A 14,542-nucleotide genomic window follows, 5' to 3' on the forward strand; every position below is an offset into this window, starting at 1 on the left:
ATAAGCGCTAAAAACCCATAACTAACGATTAGTCAGGATGGTGCGACGTCCATTTTGCTGACCTCTATCAGTGCAAAACTTATTTATTGTGACTTGCCAAAATTAACGTTCTGGATAGATACGCTTCGAGTTCCCAGGCGCTTTACAGGTTTCGCGCCAACCGACAACTTTCTGACGTCATTAATCAATCTAAAAAAAGACGTAAATTCACAAATTCATCTATGCGAACAGCGATCATTCACACCTTGTACGGCGCGCCCGGACAGTGCTATGCCGAGCCCCCCACACACCAATGCAGGCGCATTTTTTGTTGCCTGATTTATCATCAACGGCAATACCGCGCGTTTTAAATGCTCTAATTACTCATCGCGTCTCACAGAAGAATCGTTCTCCCATGGATTTCAAACAGCTCTGGCTTACAGCCCAAGACCTCTGGGGCACCCTGGAACAGCATCCGTTTCTGCAATCCGGCCTGGCGCTGATGTTGCTGTTGGTCATCGCGCTAGTGCTCGGACGAGTTGCGCGCTACCTGATCCTGCACGCCAGCCGCATGCTCGGCCGCCAGCCGGCGCTGCACTGGATCAATGACTTTCGCCATAACAAGGTGTTTCAGCGCCTGGCGCAGATGACGCCGTCGTTGGTCATCCAGTTCGGCCTGCATCTGGTGCCGGAATTAAGCAAAACCGCCATGATCTTTCTTGGCAATGTGGCGTTGTCGTTCACCATTCTTTTCCTGCTGCTCTCGGTCAGCGCCCTGCTCAATGCGTCGCTCGACATCTATGCACGTACCGAACACGCCCGGACGCGCTCGATCAAAGGCTACGTGCAACTGGCGAAGATGGTCTTGTATGTGTTCGGCGCGATCATCATCGTCGCCACACTGATCGACCGCTCACCGCTGTTGCTACTGTCTGGTCTGGGTGCAATGTCGGCGGTGATTCTGTTGGTCTACAAGGACACGCTGCTGTCGTTCGTTGCCAGCGTGCAGTTGACCAGCAACGACATGCTGCGTGTCGGCGACTGGATCGAGATGCCACAGGTCGGCGCTGACGGCGATGTGGTCGACATCACCCTGCACACGGTCAAGGTGCAGAATTTCGACAAGACCATCGTCTCGATCCCGACTTGGCGGCTGATGTCCGAGTCATTCAAGAACTGGCGCGGCATGCAGCAATCGGGTGGGCGACGGATCAAGCGCAGCCTGTTCATCGACGCCAGCGGCGTACGTTTCATCCGTGATGACGAGGAGGAAAAGCTCTCCCAGGTGCATCTGCTCACCGATTACATGAGCCGCAAGAAAGCCGAATTAAAAGCGTGGAACGAGGCCCAGGGCAATGTCGCGGCGATGTCGGCCAACCGTCGACGCATGACCAATATCGGCACTTTCCGCGCCTATGCGCTGGCGTATCTGAAGAGTCATCCGGAGATTCAGCCAAACATGACCTGCATGGTGCGGCAGATGCAGACCACTGCGCAGGGCATTCCGCTGGAGATCTACTGCTTCACCCGCACCACGGCGTGGGCCGATTACGAGCGGATTCAGGGGGATATTTTTGATTATCTGCTGGCGGTATTGCCGGAGTTCGGGCTGAGTCTGTATCAGCAGCCGAGTGGTGGGGATTTGCGCTCTGGATTGCTGCCGGCGGTGCTCGGCGCAGCCAGCATTCCTGAACCGCAGAAACACCTCATGTAACCCCACCACTCCTACAGGGGTTATGCAGTGGCTGGGGATTTGCGGATGCCCAGTCGGCTGATCCATACGGCGGCAAGGATGACGCTGCCACCGAGGAACAATCTTCCAAGTTCCTCATGCTGATTCCAGATCAGCAGATTCAGCAGCAACCCCACCGGTACATGCAAATTGTTCATCACCGCCAGCGTGCCGCCGTTGACCATGCACGCGCCCTTGTTCCACCAATACATGCCCAGCGCGGTCGAGACCAGGCCGAGGAACAGCAACACGCCCCACTGCAACGGTGCTTCCGGCAGGAAATTCGCTTTGCCGAACATCAGGAATGCGGGCAACACCACCGCCAGTGCACCGAGGTAGAAGAAGCCGAAGCGCCGATAGTGCGGTAGATCGCTCGGGTGCTTGGCCACCAGATGCTTATACATCACCTGCCCGGCGGCGTAGGTGAAGTTGGCCAGTTGCAGGAGCAGGAAGCCCATGAAGAAGTCCGGACTGATGCTGTCGAAGCGAATCACCGCCGCCCCACTCACCGCCACCAGCGCGGCGATCAGCGCCCATGGGTTGAAGCGGCGGTTCAGCGCATCTTCGATCAGCGTCACGTGCAGCGGCGTGAGGATGGTGAACAGCAACACTTCGGGCACCGTCAGCACCCGGAAGCTCAGGTACAAGCAGACGTAGGTCACGCCGAACTGCAAGGCGCCGATCAGCAGCATGCCGCGCATGAATGAAGGTTCCACCGAACGCCAGCGGGTCAGTGGAATGAACACCAGCCCGGCCAGCACCACACGCACCAGCACCGCGAAATAGCTGTCGACATGACCGGCCAGGTATTCGCCGATCAGACTGAAGGAAAACGCCTGGATCAGCGTGACAAAAAGTAGATAGCCCATGCTCGCCTCGAAATCGAATGGCGGCGACGATAGCGGTTTTTCCACCCCGCAACCAACAAAAATCCCCCTGTAGGAGCTGCCGCAGCCTGCGGCAGCTCCTACAGGGGATCGGTGAGTTACGGGCAAAAAAAAGCCCGATCTCGCTAATGCGTTCAATCGGGCTACAGCACTCAGGAGCAACAAGTGCAAAGGGAGGTTCGATGCGCGTAGAGCCTTGAAGGGGTTGCGCCAGGTCACTTAAACAATCGGGGATTATCTGGCGATTAACCTATCAAGCGACCTGGGACAGCTTGGCGTTGGCCTGATTCAGGCCTTTCTCCTGGAAGTCGCCACCGAGATTCATGCCTTCGGCGTGAATGAATGTCACGTCGTTGATGCCGATGAAACCCATGACCTGACGCAGGTACGGTTCCTGATGATCCGCCGGGCCGCCGGCGTAGATGCCGCCGCGAGCGGTGAGCACGTACGCACGTTTGCCGCTGAGCAAGCCTTGCGGGCCGGTTTCGGTGTACTTGAAGGTCACGCCGGCACGCAGCACGTGGTCGAGCCAGGCCTTGAGGGTGCTCGGGATGGCGAAGTTGTACATCGGCGCGGCCATGACCAGCACGTCGGCGGCGAGCAATTCATCGGTCAATTCGTTGGAGCGGTCCAGCGAAGCTTGTTCGCTGTCGTTGCGCTGCTCGGCCGGCTTCATCCAGCCGCCCAGCAGGTTGCTGTCCAGGTGTGGCACCGGGTTCGCGGCGAGGTCACGTACGGTGATCTGATCGTTAGGATGCGCCGCCTTCCACTGACTGATGAAAGTCTGGGTCAGTTGACGGGAAACCGAATCTTGTTGGCGGGCGCTGCTTTCAATGATCAGAACGCGGGACATGGTGTGTAGCCTCCATCCGAGAATGTTGTAGGTCGATGGAGTGAAGGTTAAACAGAGTCGAATCGATGAAAAAGCGCAAATAATTGCTGCAAAGTATCGAATAATTCGTTTAGATGCTGAACCATGCTCCTGTAGGAGTGAGCCTGCTCGCGATAGCGGTGTGTCAGCTACATCTGTGCTAACTGAAACACCGCTATCGCGAGCAGGCTCACTCCTACAGGGATCGGTGTTATTTCGGGCTGCAGGTCAGTGTGATGCGCAGCTTGATGATCTCGCGGGTGAACTTGGCCGTGGCGTTTTTATGTTTGCCGGCCGGTACCTCGATTGTGCGGGTGCGCGGTGCTTCCGGACCATTGCTGAACACCGCTTTGCAGGATGCATCGACATCACCGTAGTTGGCCACCCGAATCGAGCCGATGTCGTTATCGGTGTCGAAGGTTTCGTAATCGATCTTCATGCCATTGAGATCTTTCTGCACATCGATCGGGTACGCAAAAGCAGTCAGCGGAAGCAACGCCAGCAGCACACAACAGAATTTTTTCATTCGGCAGTCTCCATGAGGGACGGCCAGCTTAGGACAAGAGGAGCTATTGATGAAAGCGCCCCGCGTGACCCTGGATCAATGGCGAACATTGCAGGCCGTGGTCGACCACGGCGGATTCGCCCAGGCTGCCGAGGCCTTGCACCGTTCGCAATCGTCGGTGAGTTACACCGTCGCCCGTATGCAGGACCAGCTCGGCGTGCCGTTGCTGCGCATCGATGGGCGTAAAGCCGTGCTCACCGAGGCCGGCGGCGTGTTGCTGCGTCGTTCGCGACAATTGGTGAAACAGGCCAGCCAACTGGAAGACCTTGCCCACCATATGGAGCAAGGTTGGGAAGCCGAGGTGCGGCTGGTGGTCGATGCGGCCTACCCGAGCGCACGCATCGTTCGCGCACTGACCGCGTTCATGCCGCAGAGTCGCGGCTGCCGCGTACGTCTGCGTGAAGAAGTATTGTCGGGTGTCGAGGAAGTGCTGCTCGAAGGTGTAGCCGACCTGGCCATCACTGGCCTGAGCATTCCCGGTTACCTCGGTGCGGAATTGAGCGACGTCGAGTTCGTCGCCGTCGCCCATCCCGATCACCCGCTGCATCGACTCAATCGCGAACTGAGCTTTCAGGATCTGGAGACCCAGATGCAAGTGGTGATTCGCGACTCCGGCCGCCAGCAGCCGCGTGATGTCGGCTGGCTCGGCGCCGAACAGCGCTGGACCGTTGGCAGCCTTGCCACGGCGGCCACGTTTGTCAGCAGCGGCCTCGGTTTTGCCTGGCTGCCACGGCACATGATCGAGCGCGAACTGAAAGATGGCTCGCTCAAGCTGCTACCGTTGGACAGGGGCGGCAACCGCAACTCCAGCTTCTATCTGTATTCGAACAAGGACAAACCCTTGGGCCCGGCCACGCAAATCCTTATCGAACTGCTGCGTACCTTCGACACTTTGCCGCTGGACGCACCGTTCGCCGCCCCTGAACAAGCCTGACACGGAGTTCACCGATGGCGTATTTCGAGCAAGAAGGTTGCAACCTGCACTACGAGGAATATGGCCACGGTACGCCGTTGCTGCTGGTTCATGGGCTCGGTTCGAGCACACTGGACTGGGAAATGCAGATCCCGGCACTGGCCGCGCATTACCGGGTGATCGTCCCGGATATTCGCGGCCACGGGCGCTCGGACAAACCGCGCGAGCGCTACAGCATCGCCGGTTTCAGTGCCGATATGCTGGCGCTGATCGAGCACTTGAACCTCGGCCCGGTGCACTACGTCGGGCTGTCGATGGGCGGCATGATCGGCTTCCAGTTCGGCGTCGATCAGCCGCAAATGCTGAAAAGCCTGACCATCGTCAACAGCGCACCCGAAGTCAAAATCCGCAGCCGCGACGATTATTGGCAATGGTTCAAACGCTGGAGTCTGATGCGACTGCTGAGCCTCTCCAGCATCGGCAAAGCCCTTGGCGGCAAACTTTTTCCGAAACCGGAACAAGCCGATCTGCGGCAGAAAATGGCCGAACGCTGGGCAAAAAACGACAAACGTGCTTATCTCGCCAGCTTCGATGCGATTGTTGGCTGGGGCGTTCAGGAACGACTTTCCCGAGTGTCCTGTCCAACGCTCGTCATCAGCGCCGACCGTGACTACACGCCTGTCTCGCTGAAAGAAACCTATGTAAAACTGCTGCCGAATGCGCGGCTGGTGGTGATCGCCGATTCGCGCCACGCCACCCCGCTGGATCAACCCGAACGCTTCAACCAAACGCTGCTGGAGTTCCTCGCCGCAGCCGATACTCAATCTCAGGATCACTGACCCATGTTGAAAAAACTCGCCCTCGCCGCTGGTACTGTGCTGTTTGCCGCCAACCTGATGGCTGCCACGCCGGCCAAAGCACCGCACGTGCTGCTGGACACCACCAACGGCCAGATCGAAATCGAACTGGACCCGGTCAAGGCGCCGATCAGTACCAAAAACTTTCTCGATTACGTCAACAGCGGCTTCTACAACAACACCATTTTCCACCGTGTGATCCCGGGCTTTATGGTCCAGGGCGGCGGCTTCACTCAACAAATGCAGCAAAAAGAAACCAAGGCCCCTATCAAGAACGAATCCAAAAACGGCCTGCATAATGTCCGTGGCACACTGTCCATGGCCCGCACCTCTGTACCTGACTCGGCGACCAGCCAGTTCTTCATCAACGTCAAGGACAACGACTTCCTCGACCAAGGCGACGGCTACGCAGTATTCGGCAAAGTGGTCAAAGGCATGGACGTTGTCGACATCATCGTCAACTCGCCAACCACCACCAAAAGCGGCATGAAAGATGTACCTGCCGACCCTGTTTTCATCAAGTCGGCCAAAGTCATCGACTAAGCTGTACAGGGCGTATCGAGCGGCGCTGGCCTGATCCCGCGCCGCTCACACCGATAAAAGGAGAGCCCGTACTCCGGGCGGTTATCTGATGCTCTATCGCCGTTTCGAACAACTGATCGACATATTCCGCGAGGCGCCGACGGCGTCCCCTCCAGATCGCGTCTGGCCCTTCTATACCTATTACCTCAAACAAGTCTGGCCAAGTTTTGCCGCCCTCCTCGTCGTCGGCCTGTTCGCCGCGTTGATCGAAGTGGCACTGTTCAGTTACCTGAGCCGTATCATCGACCTGGCCCAAGGTACACCGAACCCGAATTTCTTCAGCGACCACGCCCTCGAACTGACGTGGATGCTGGTGGTTGCCCTCGTCCTGCGGCCGATTTTCTTCGGCCTGCACGACCTGCTGGTGCATCAAACCTTGAGCCCCGGCATGACCAGCATGATCCGCTGGCAGAACCACAGCTACGTGCTCAAGCAAAGCCTGAACTTCTTCCAGAACGACTTCGCCGGGCGCATCGCCCAACGCATCATGCAGACCGGCAACTCGCTGCGTGATTCGGCGGTGCAAGCGGTGGATGCGCTGTGGCACGTAGTGATCTACGCAATCAGTTCGCTGGTGTTGTTCGCCGAGGCCGACTGGCGCCTGATGATCCCGCTGCTGACGTGGATCGTCGCCTACATCGGCGCGTTGTATTACTTCGTTCCGCGCGTGAAAGATCGCTCGGTGGAAGCCTCCGATGCGCGCTCGAAACTGATGGGCCGCATCGTCGACGGCTACACCAACATCGCCACGCTGAAGCTGTTCGCCCACACCAACTTCGAACAGCACTACGCCAAGGAAGCCATCGAAGAACAGACCGTCAAAGCGCGAATGGCCGGCCGCGTCGTCACCAGCATGGACGTGGCGATCACTGCCATGAACGGCCTGCTGATCGTCGGCACCACCGCGTTGGCCCTGTGGTTGTGGACGCAGTCGTTGATCACTGTCGGTGCGATTGCCTTGGCCACCGGCCTGGTCATCCGCATCGTCAACATGTCCGGCTGGATCATGTGGGTGGTCACCGGCATTTTCGAAAACATCGGCATGGTCCAGGACGGTTTGCGCACCATCTCGCAACCGGTCAGCGTCACCGATCACGAACAGGCCAAACCGCTGGACGTGGCCCGTGGCGAAGTGCGTTTCGAGCACGTGGATTTTCACTACGGCAAGAAGCGCGGGATCATTGGCGACCTCAACCTGAACATCAAACCGGGCGAAAAAATCGGTTTGATCGGGCCGTCCGGTGCCGGCAAATCAACGCTGGTCAACCTGTTGCTGCGCCTCTACGACGTCGAGGGCGGGCGGATCATGATCGACGGTCAGAACATCGCCGAAGTCGGCCAGGAAAGCCTGCGCGCGCGGATCGGCATGATCACGCAGGACACCTCGCTGCTGCACCGTTCGATCAGGGACAACTTGTTATATGGCAAGCCTGACGCCACGGATGCAGAGTTGTGGGATGCGGTGCACAAGGCGCGCGCCGATGAGTTCATTCCGCTGTTGTCGGACGCTGAAGGTCGTACCGGGTTTGACGCGCATGTCGGTGAGCGCGGGGTGAAATTGTCCGGTGGCCAGCGCCAGCGCATCGCCATTGCGCGGGTACTGCTCAAGGATGCGCCGATCCTGATCATGGACGAAGCGACCTCGGCGCTGGACTCGGAGGTTGAAGCGGCGATTCAGGAAAGTCTGGAAACCCTGATGCAGGGCAAAACCGTAATCGCCATTGCCCACCGTCTCTCGACCATTGCGCGCATGGATCGGCTGGTGGTGCTGGAGAACGGCAAGATTGCCGAGAGCGGCACCCATGCTGAATTGCTCGCCCACCGTGGTCTGTATGCACGGCTATGGGCGCATCAGACCGGGGGGTTTGTCGGCATCGACTGACCCCTCCAAGAGCGTGGGAACGATCACCGCCACAGCCCGCCAACCACGGGCGCTGGCGGTTTTTTTGTGGCCGCTGGAAATCGGCAAAAAGCCTGCTGTACTCAGCCAAGGTTCCGGAACGGAGCCTGTCGTAAGTCTGCAAGGACGCACAACTCGATGCAGTCTCGATAGCAGGGCTATCAAGGACGCCTCTCATGTCTCTGTTCAAACGTTCAGTCACTGAGTTGTTGGGTACGTTCTGGTTGGTATTGGGTGGTTGCGGCAGCGCGGTGATCGCCGCGTCTTCACCGTTGGGAATCGGGGTGCTGGGGGTGGCCCTGGCGTTTGGTCTGACGGTGCTGACCATGGCGTTCGCCATCGGCCACATCAGCGGATGTCACCTCAACCCGGCCGTTTCGGTCGGTCTGTTCGTCGGCGGTCGGTTTCCGGCCAAAGAGCTGCCCGCTTACATCATTGCCCAAGTGCTCGGCGCAATTCTCGCGGCAGCGCTGATTGCGCACATCGCCAGCGGCAAAGAGGGCTTCGATATCGCCGCCGGCCTGGCGTCCAACGGTTATGGCGAACACTCGCCGGGCAAGTATTCGATGGCCGCCGGGTTTGTCACTGAGTTGGTGATGACCGCGATGTTTGTGATCATCATCCTCGGCGCCACCGATAGACGCGTACCACCAGGACTGGCACCGATCGCCATCGGCCTGGGCCTGACGCTGATCCACCTGATCTCGATTCCGGTCACCAACACTTCGGTAAACCCGGCCCGCAGCACGGGGCCGGCACTGATGGTCGGGGGCTGGGCGATCGCGCAACTGTGGATGTTCTGGGTCGCGCCGTTGATTGGCGCGGTGGTCGGTGGCGGGATTTATCGCTGGTTGGGCAAAGAAGAAACCTGAGGGGTGCCTAAGATCCCTTTGTAGGAGCTGCCGAAGGCAGCTCCTACAGGGGATTTATGTCTGACGGTAGGGTAAGGCTGTTTTGGCTTCTTCGGCGTAGGCGAGGATGCCGGCGCGTTCCTGTTGCAGGAAATCTTTTACCGCTGCCTTCAACCCCGGATGCCGCAGATAATGCCATGAATGGGTGATCACCGGTTCGAACCCGCGAATCAACTTGTGCTCGCCCTGAGCGCCAGCATCGAAACGCTGATAACCCTGTGCAATCGCGTAATCCATGCCCTGATAAAAACAGGTCTCGAAGTGCAGTCGATCAAACTCCGCCAGACAACCCCAATAGCGACCGTAGAAACTGTCGCCACCGACCAGACTGAAGGCCATTGCCACCGGCCGTGAGCCCTGTTTGGCCAAGACCACGCGGATTGCCTCGGGCATGCGCTCGGCCAGCAGACTGAAGAACTCCCGCGTCAGGTAGGGCGTCTGACGCCGTACCGCATAGGTATTGGCGTAACAGGCGTAGACAAAATCCCACTGTGCCTCGTCCAGCTCGCGCCCCTCCAGCCATTCGAACTCAAAGCCCTGCCCCGCCACCTGCTCGCGTTCCTTGCGCATCTGCTTGCGCTTGCGCGAACTGAGCACGTCGAGGAAATCCTGGAAGTCACGATACCCACGATTCTGCCAGTGATACTGACAGCCGATGCGTTGCAGCCAGTCCGGTTGTTCGGCCATCGCCGCGTCGGTAAACGGGTCGGTGAAATTGATGTGCGCGCTGGAAAGCCCTTCAATTTCCAGATAGCCGGGCAGGCTCTTGAGCAGTTCAAAACCGTCTTCGACATTGGCCGCCAACAAGCGCGGGCCGCTGACCGGACTGAATGGTACGGCGCTCAACAGTTTGGGGTAGTAATCGATGCCGGCGCGGGCGCAGGCGTCGGCCCAGCCATGATCGAACACGTACTCGCCATAGGAATGCCACTTGCGATAACTGGGTAACGCGGCGATCAGACGATCATCTTCGATGTGCAGCAAATGCTCAGGTTGCCAGCCGGTGTGGGGGCCAACGCTGCCGCTGTCTTCCAGCGCGCTGAGAAAGGCATGGCGCAGAAATGGCTGGGTTTCAGGCACCAGCGCATCCCAGCTTGCGGGAGCGATTTGCGACAGGTTTTGCAGGCGTTGCAACGGCATCAAAAAGCTCTCCACAACAGGACTTCAGCGCCCGGCGAGTATCGCCGATTGCGCGGCATTGCACACCCGCAATCGGCCGACAGCGCTCTAGATCAATAGTTCAGGGCGAATCGATATCGTCATCAACCTGCCATCACTGTGCCACTGCTCTGTCATAAACCATCGCGATACTGGCGCCTGTTTTTAGAGCGCCGGGTTCTACCCGGACACTGTTTTCCGACGTTCGAATCGTCGGTTGTGCCCCGGATGGCTGTGCCATCCCCTCTCATCTTCGGAGATTGCTATGCGTCTTGCTTCCACGAAAACTGCGGCGGCCCTGTGCGGTGGCTTGTTGCTGGCCATGAGTGTTCCGGCCAGTGCTGCAGTCGACGCCAAACTGCTCGACATGCTCAAGGCTAACGGTTCCATTTCCCAGGCGCAGTACATCGAACTGCAAACTGAACTGGCCAAGGATCAGAAGGCTCAGCAAATCGCGCAGCAGGCGCAGCAAGAGACCAACGAACAAGTCGCTGCTGTTGCGAAGAAGACCAACGAGCAAAGCGTCTTCGACCAGAAACTCGCTTGGGCCGCAAAGACCCAGTTCAAGGGCGATGTGCGGATCCGTCAGGAAACCATCAAGATCGACGGCGAACCGAACAACGGTGGCCGCGACAAGGATCGTCAGCGCATCCGTGCCCGTCTGGGTGCCTACACCGAGATCAACCCGCAAGTCGACACCGGCATCCGTATCGCCACCGGCGGCGGCGATGATGCGCGTTCGACCAACCAGGACCAGGACAACTACTTCGACAAGAAGCAGATCTGGCTCGACCTGGGTTACATCGACTACCACCCTGACCAGATCAAGAACCTGCACATCATCGGCGGCAAGATGCTCCAGCCGTGGGTCAGCATGGGCGACGTGATCTGGGACAGCGACATCAACCCGGAAGGTCTGGCCGTTACCTACAAATACCCGTTGGGCAGCAGCGCCGAATTGTTCGGCAGCCTGGGTAACTACAACCTCAAGGACAACGTCGACGGCGATGGCGTGCAATTCCGTCACGACCTGCGCCTGACCGCTGGCCAACTGGGTAGCCGCTTCAACATCACCGACAACCTGAAAGTGACCCTGGGCGGCAGCGTCTACGCCTACCAGAACGACGAAGACAGCCGCTGCACCGGCACTTCCACACCGTGCGCCCTGGCGGTCAACGGCAACTCGGCCAACAACGAATTCCGTCTGTATGAAGGGTTCAGCCAGGTTGATATCGGCGGTCTGCCGATGCCGCTGTCGTTCTACGGTCAGTACGTGAAGAACAACGATGCCGTAACCGATCAGGACACCGCGTGGCTGTTGGGTGCCAAGTCGAAAGTCTTCGGCCTGAACCTCGATTACAACTATCGTGACGTGCAGCGCAACGCTGTGGTCGGCGCCTTCACCGACTCTGACTTCGCCAACGGCACCACCGGTTCGCGTGGCCACAAGTTCAAGGTCGGTTACGACATCGACAAGAACTTCGCCATTGGCGCGACGTACTTCCTGACCAAGGCCGACTTCGCCAGCCGTACCCAGCGTGACGCTGACGCCAACACCCTGCAGCTGGATGCGGAAGCCAAGTTCTAAAACGCTTCACCCTTTAGCCCGGTGCGGGCGGGACGATCCCCATCATCCGTTCGTTTCGCTCGCGCCGGGCTATTTCTGCAGGATGCAAAAATCCCCTGTAGGAGCTGCCGAAGGCTCGGGCCGCGATCGGACGATCGTTTGATCTTGATCTTAAAAAAGATCAAAAGATCGCAGCCTCGTTTCACTCGACAGCGCCTACAGGGGATTATCTTTTCGTCGTTGCTCGGCCAGACGTTCGGCCAGTTCTTCGACGCCTTCTTCCGGTTTCTCCGGCAGCGCCTTCAAGGTCGCTTGCATCAAACGCATCTGACGAATGAAACGCCGACAGTTCGGGCAAAACATCAGATGATGACGCACCATCAGCTTTTCGCGAAAGCTCAATTGGCCATCGAGATAATCACTGGAGCGCGCCACTTGTTCCTTACAGGTCAGCATTCTCCGGTCTCCTCAAAATGCTCCACGGTCGCGAAGACTTTCAGCCGCGCACGATGCAGCAGCACACGGACATTGGAGAGCGAGATCTCCAGAAGATTACAGATCTCCTCCAGCTCCAGCCCCTGGCGCTCGCGCAACAGCAAAACGCTGCTTTGCAGTTCCGACAGGCTCAGCAGTGTGTGCTCGAGACAGTCGCGCAATTCGCCTTCAGTGAGCAGCGCTTCGGGGGTGTCCTGGTGCCAGGCGAATGGGGCGACCAGCCAATGGCCGTCACCGGGAGAAAAGCGGTCGTCGTCGATCGTGCCATGAGGCGATGGCAAATCATCCATCAACACTTCCCGGCGATTTTGCTTATAACGACTTTTGGCCGAGTTGGCCGTGATGGTCAACAGCCAGGTCTTGAGACTGGAGCGGCCTTCGAAGCTGGCAATGTGACGCACCACCGACAACCAGGCGTCCTGCACCACTTCTTCGACGTGACGCTGGCCGACAATCGCATACGCCACAGCGCGCATGGCGCTCTGATACGTCGTCACCAGTTCCTTGAAAGCCTGTTGCTCGCCCGCCAGCAGGCGCGCAAGCAGTTGGGTGTCGTCAGCCGCCATCCAGAAATTTCCTTGTGCCGATTCCGAAAATGATAGCGGCAGGTCTTCACCTGCCGCCATTTCCGAAAAATTACAGCGTTTGAGCCCATTCGGATGTAGGAAAGGTCGGCGCGATTAAGAGGAAATTAAACCTCTTTTCAACGCTTGCGCAGAATCACGCTGCCGATCGAATAGCCCGCACCGAACGAACTCAAGACAGCCAGCGAACCGGCAGCCAGATCGTCCTGATATTTGTGGAAGGCAATCACCGAACCGGCGGAGCTGGTATTGGCATAAGTATCGAGAATCACCGGCGCTTCTTCTTCGGTGGCCTCGCGGCCGAGCAGTTTGCGCACGATCAGGTGGTTCATGCTCAGGTTGGCCTGGTGCAGCCAGAAACGTTTCACGTCACCGACATTGAGCTGGTTCTCTTGCAGATGCTCGCCGATCAGCTCGGCAACCATCGGGCAGACATCCTTGAACACCTTGCGGCCTTCCTGCACGAACAGCTTGTCGCGGGTACCGATACCCTCTTCCGCCGCGCGGTTGAGGAAGCCGAAGTTGTTGCGGATGTTGTTGGAGAACTTGGTCAGCAGTTTGGTGCTGACCACGTCGAACTGGTGCTTGGACGTCGCAGTGTCAGCACGCTCGATGATCACCGCAGTCGCGGCGTCGCCGAAGATGAAGTGGCTGTCGCGGTCGCGGAAGTTCAGGTGACCGGTGCAGACTTCCGGGTTGACCATCAGGATCGCCCGGGCCTGGCCCAGTTGCACGCTGTTGGCCGCTGCCTGAATGCCGAAGGTCGCCGAGGAGCAGGCCACGTTCATGTCAAAACCAAAGCCTTGAATGCCCAAGGCTTCCTGGACTTCGATGGCGATGGCCGGGTAAGCGCGTTGCAGGTTGGAACAGGCAACGATCACACCGTCGATGTCAGCGGCAGTTTTGCCGGCGCGTTGCAGGGCCTGTTCGGCAGCGCCAATGGCCATCTGGCAAAGCACCGACCATTCGTCGTTGGAACGCTCCGGCAGGCGTGGGGCCATGCGTTGTGGATCAAGGATGCCGTCCTTGTCCATGACAAAGCGGCTCTTGATGCCAGAAGCCTTTTCGATGAACGCGGCGCTGGATTCGGTCAGGGCCTGGACTTCGCCGCTGGCAATGGCCTCGGCGTTGTCGGCGTTGAACTGGGCGACGTAGGCGTTGAAAGACTGCACCAGCTCTTCGTTGGAGATGCTGTTGGCCGGGGTGTACAGGCCGGTGCCGCTGATGACGACGTTATGCATGGTCGTTTCTCTAATCTGTTCAGGCAGAAAGTGCTGGAACCGTCGTACCAACACACAAAGGGTCTATTCCCATCCGGGGGACGCAAACCTGGCATCGCTTTATTCCATCTCGCACCACGGCCGAAGGCTCTGGGTCGCGAAACCGGCGTTTATGGTCGCGAAGTTTGCCATAAACGCGGACTTTTGGCGCCTTTCTCAAGATCAACACGGATGATCGTTCCCACGCTCCTGCGTGGGAATGCAGCCCGTGACGCTCCGCGTCACTGGACGCGGAGCGTCCCCAGAGGCATTCCCACGCAG

Annotated in this window: 14 protein-coding genes; 7 read left to right on the forward strand and 7 right to left on the reverse strand. The window is 58.5% G+C overall.

Annotated elements, in window-relative coordinates; genetic code table 11:
* Nucleotides 1-394 precede the first annotated feature (394 nt).
* On the forward strand, nucleotides 395-1,693 hold the full coding sequence (locus PMI23_RS07140; RefSeq protein ID WP_007914447.1) for a mechanosensitive ion channel family protein: 1,299 nt from the start codon (nucleotides 395-397) through the stop codon (nucleotides 1,691-1,693).
* A 20-nt stretch (nucleotides 1,694-1,713) separates the two neighbouring features.
* On the opposite strand, the gene PMI23_RS07145 is transcribed toward PMI23_RS07140, so the two are convergent.
* The 3 genes from PMI23_RS07145 to PMI23_RS07155 all read right to left on the reverse strand — a co-directional run bounded on the left by PMI23_RS07145 (nucleotide 1,714) and on the right by PMI23_RS07155 (nucleotide 3,995).
* Complete coding sequence (locus PMI23_RS07145) at nucleotides 1,714-2,580, reverse strand: carboxylate/amino acid/amine transporter (protein WP_007914446.1); 867 nt, start codon at nucleotides 2,578-2,580, stop codon at nucleotides 1,714-1,716.
* A 271-nt stretch (nucleotides 2,581-2,851) separates the two neighbouring features.
* A complete protein-coding gene (locus PMI23_RS07150) occupies nucleotides 2,852-3,451 on the reverse strand; it encodes an FMN-dependent NADH-azoreductase (RefSeq protein ID WP_007914445.1) in 600 nt (199 codons plus the stop codon).
* Between the two features lie 229 nt (nucleotides 3,452-3,680).
* Nucleotides 3,681-3,995, reverse strand: coding sequence for a hypothetical protein (locus PMI23_RS07155; RefSeq protein ID WP_007914444.1), 315 nt, complete (start codon nucleotides 3,993-3,995; stop codon nucleotides 3,681-3,683).
* A 49-nt stretch (nucleotides 3,996-4,044) separates the two neighbouring features.
* Here PMI23_RS07155 and PMI23_RS07160 point away from each other — a divergent pair, with 49 nt between their 5' ends.
* The 5 genes from PMI23_RS07160 to aqpZ all read left to right on the forward strand — a co-directional run bounded on the left by PMI23_RS07160 (nucleotide 4,045) and on the right by aqpZ (nucleotide 9,158).
* A complete protein-coding gene (locus PMI23_RS07160) occupies nucleotides 4,045-4,968 on the forward strand; it encodes a LysR family transcriptional regulator (protein WP_007914443.1) in 924 nt (307 codons plus the stop codon).
* Nucleotides 4,969-4,982: 14 nt separating this feature from the next.
* Entirely contained in the window at nucleotides 4,983-5,786 is an 804-nt protein-coding gene (locus tag PMI23_RS07165; protein ID WP_007914442.1) for an alpha/beta fold hydrolase, read from the forward strand.
* Nucleotides 5,787-5,789: 3 nt separating this feature from the next.
* A complete protein-coding gene (locus PMI23_RS07170; protein WP_007914440.1) occupies nucleotides 5,790-6,347 on the forward strand; it encodes a peptidylprolyl isomerase A in 558 nt (185 codons plus the stop codon).
* Nucleotides 6,348-6,435: 88 nt separating this feature from the next.
* A complete protein-coding gene (locus tag PMI23_RS07175) occupies nucleotides 6,436-8,268 on the forward strand; it encodes an ABC transporter ATP-binding protein (RefSeq protein WP_007914438.1) in 1,833 nt (610 codons plus the stop codon).
* Between the two features lie 194 nt (nucleotides 8,269-8,462).
* Nucleotides 8,463-9,158, forward strand: a complete 696-nt coding sequence (aqpZ, locus tag PMI23_RS07180; protein ID WP_007914436.1) for an aquaporin Z — start codon at nucleotides 8,463-8,465, stop codon at nucleotides 9,156-9,158.
* Nucleotides 9,159-9,212: 54 nt separating this feature from the next.
* On the opposite strand, the gene PMI23_RS07185 is transcribed toward aqpZ, so the two are convergent.
* On the reverse strand, nucleotides 9,213-10,337 hold the full coding sequence (locus PMI23_RS07185; protein ID WP_007914430.1) for a GNAT family N-acetyltransferase: 1,125 nt from the start codon (nucleotides 10,335-10,337) through the stop codon (nucleotides 9,213-9,215).
* Between the two features lie 283 nt (nucleotides 10,338-10,620).
* Here PMI23_RS07185 and PMI23_RS07190 point away from each other — a divergent pair, with 283 nt between their 5' ends.
* On the forward strand, nucleotides 10,621-11,943 hold the full coding sequence (locus PMI23_RS07190) for a putative porin (protein WP_007914428.1): 1,323 nt from the start codon (nucleotides 10,621-10,623) through the stop codon (nucleotides 11,941-11,943).
* Nucleotides 11,944-12,138: 195 nt separating this feature from the next.
* Here the strand turns inward: PMI23_RS07190 and PMI23_RS07195 are convergent, their stop codons facing one another.
* From PMI23_RS07195 to PMI23_RS07205, 3 genes are all read right to left on the reverse strand, one after another.
* Entirely contained in the window at nucleotides 12,139-12,378 is a 240-nt protein-coding gene (locus PMI23_RS07195) for an anti-sigma factor family protein (RefSeq protein ID WP_007914426.1), read from the reverse strand.
* A complete protein-coding gene (locus PMI23_RS07200; protein WP_007914424.1) occupies nucleotides 12,372-12,983 on the reverse strand; it encodes an RNA polymerase sigma factor in 612 nt (203 codons plus the stop codon). The genes PMI23_RS07195 and PMI23_RS07200 overlap by 7 nt, the downstream gene beginning before the upstream one ends.
* Before the next feature lie 137 nt (nucleotides 12,984-13,120).
* The gene (locus tag PMI23_RS07205) at nucleotides 13,121-14,242 is read right to left on the reverse strand and encodes a beta-ketoacyl-ACP synthase III (RefSeq protein ID WP_007914423.1); all 1,122 of its coding nucleotides are present in this window, start codon (nucleotides 14,240-14,242) and stop codon (nucleotides 13,121-13,123) included.
* Between the last annotated feature and the right edge of the window lie 300 nt (nucleotides 14,243-14,542).

Origin of the sequence: Pseudomonas sp. GM24 (assembly GCF_000282235.1) — a bacterium.
Lineage (GTDB): Bacteria > Pseudomonadota > Gammaproteobacteria > Pseudomonadales > Pseudomonadaceae > Aquipseudomonas.

What these genes read in the sequence shown, in the direction of transcription:
- PMI23_RS07140 (WP_007914447.1), top strand. Translation starts at nt 395, where the DNA reads ATGGATTTCAAACAGCTCTGGCTTACAGCCCAAGACCTCTGGGGCACC.
- PMI23_RS07145 (WP_007914446.1), bottom strand. Translation starts at nt 2,580, where the DNA reads ATGGGCTATCTACTTTTTGTCACGCTGATCCAGGCGTTTTCCTTCAGT.
- PMI23_RS07150 (WP_007914445.1), bottom strand. Translation starts at nt 3,451, where the DNA reads ATGTCCCGCGTTCTGATCATTGAAAGCAGCGCCCGCCAACAAGATTCG.
- PMI23_RS07155 (WP_007914444.1), bottom strand. Translation starts at nt 3,995, where the DNA reads ATGAAAAAATTCTGTTGTGTGCTGCTGGCGTTGCTTCCGCTGACTGCT.
- PMI23_RS07160 (WP_007914443.1), top strand. Translation starts at nt 4,045, where the DNA reads ATGAAAGCGCCCCGCGTGACCCTGGATCAATGGCGAACATTGCAGGCC.
- PMI23_RS07165 (WP_007914442.1), top strand. Translation starts at nt 4,983, where the DNA reads ATGGCGTATTTCGAGCAAGAAGGTTGCAACCTGCACTACGAGGAATAT.
- PMI23_RS07170 (WP_007914440.1), top strand. Translation starts at nt 5,790, where the DNA reads ATGTTGAAAAAACTCGCCCTCGCCGCTGGTACTGTGCTGTTTGCCGCC.
- PMI23_RS07175 (WP_007914438.1), top strand. Translation starts at nt 6,436, where the DNA reads ATGCTCTATCGCCGTTTCGAACAACTGATCGACATATTCCGCGAGGCG.
- aqpZ (WP_007914436.1), top strand. Translation starts at nt 8,463, where the DNA reads ATGTCTCTGTTCAAACGTTCAGTCACTGAGTTGTTGGGTACGTTCTGG.
- PMI23_RS07185 (WP_007914430.1), bottom strand. Translation starts at nt 10,337, where the DNA reads ATGCCGTTGCAACGCCTGCAAAACCTGTCGCAAATCGCTCCCGCAAGC.
- PMI23_RS07190 (WP_007914428.1), top strand. Translation starts at nt 10,621, where the DNA reads ATGCGTCTTGCTTCCACGAAAACTGCGGCGGCCCTGTGCGGTGGCTTG.
- PMI23_RS07195 (WP_007914426.1), bottom strand. Translation starts at nt 12,378, where the DNA reads ATGCTGACCTGTAAGGAACAAGTGGCGCGCTCCAGTGATTATCTCGAT.
- PMI23_RS07200 (WP_007914424.1), bottom strand. Translation starts at nt 12,983, where the DNA reads ATGGCGGCTGACGACACCCAACTGCTTGCGCGCCTGCTGGCGGGCGAG.
- PMI23_RS07205 (WP_007914423.1), bottom strand. Translation starts at nt 14,242, where the DNA reads ATGCATAACGTCGTCATCAGCGGCACCGGCCTGTACACCCCGGCCAAC.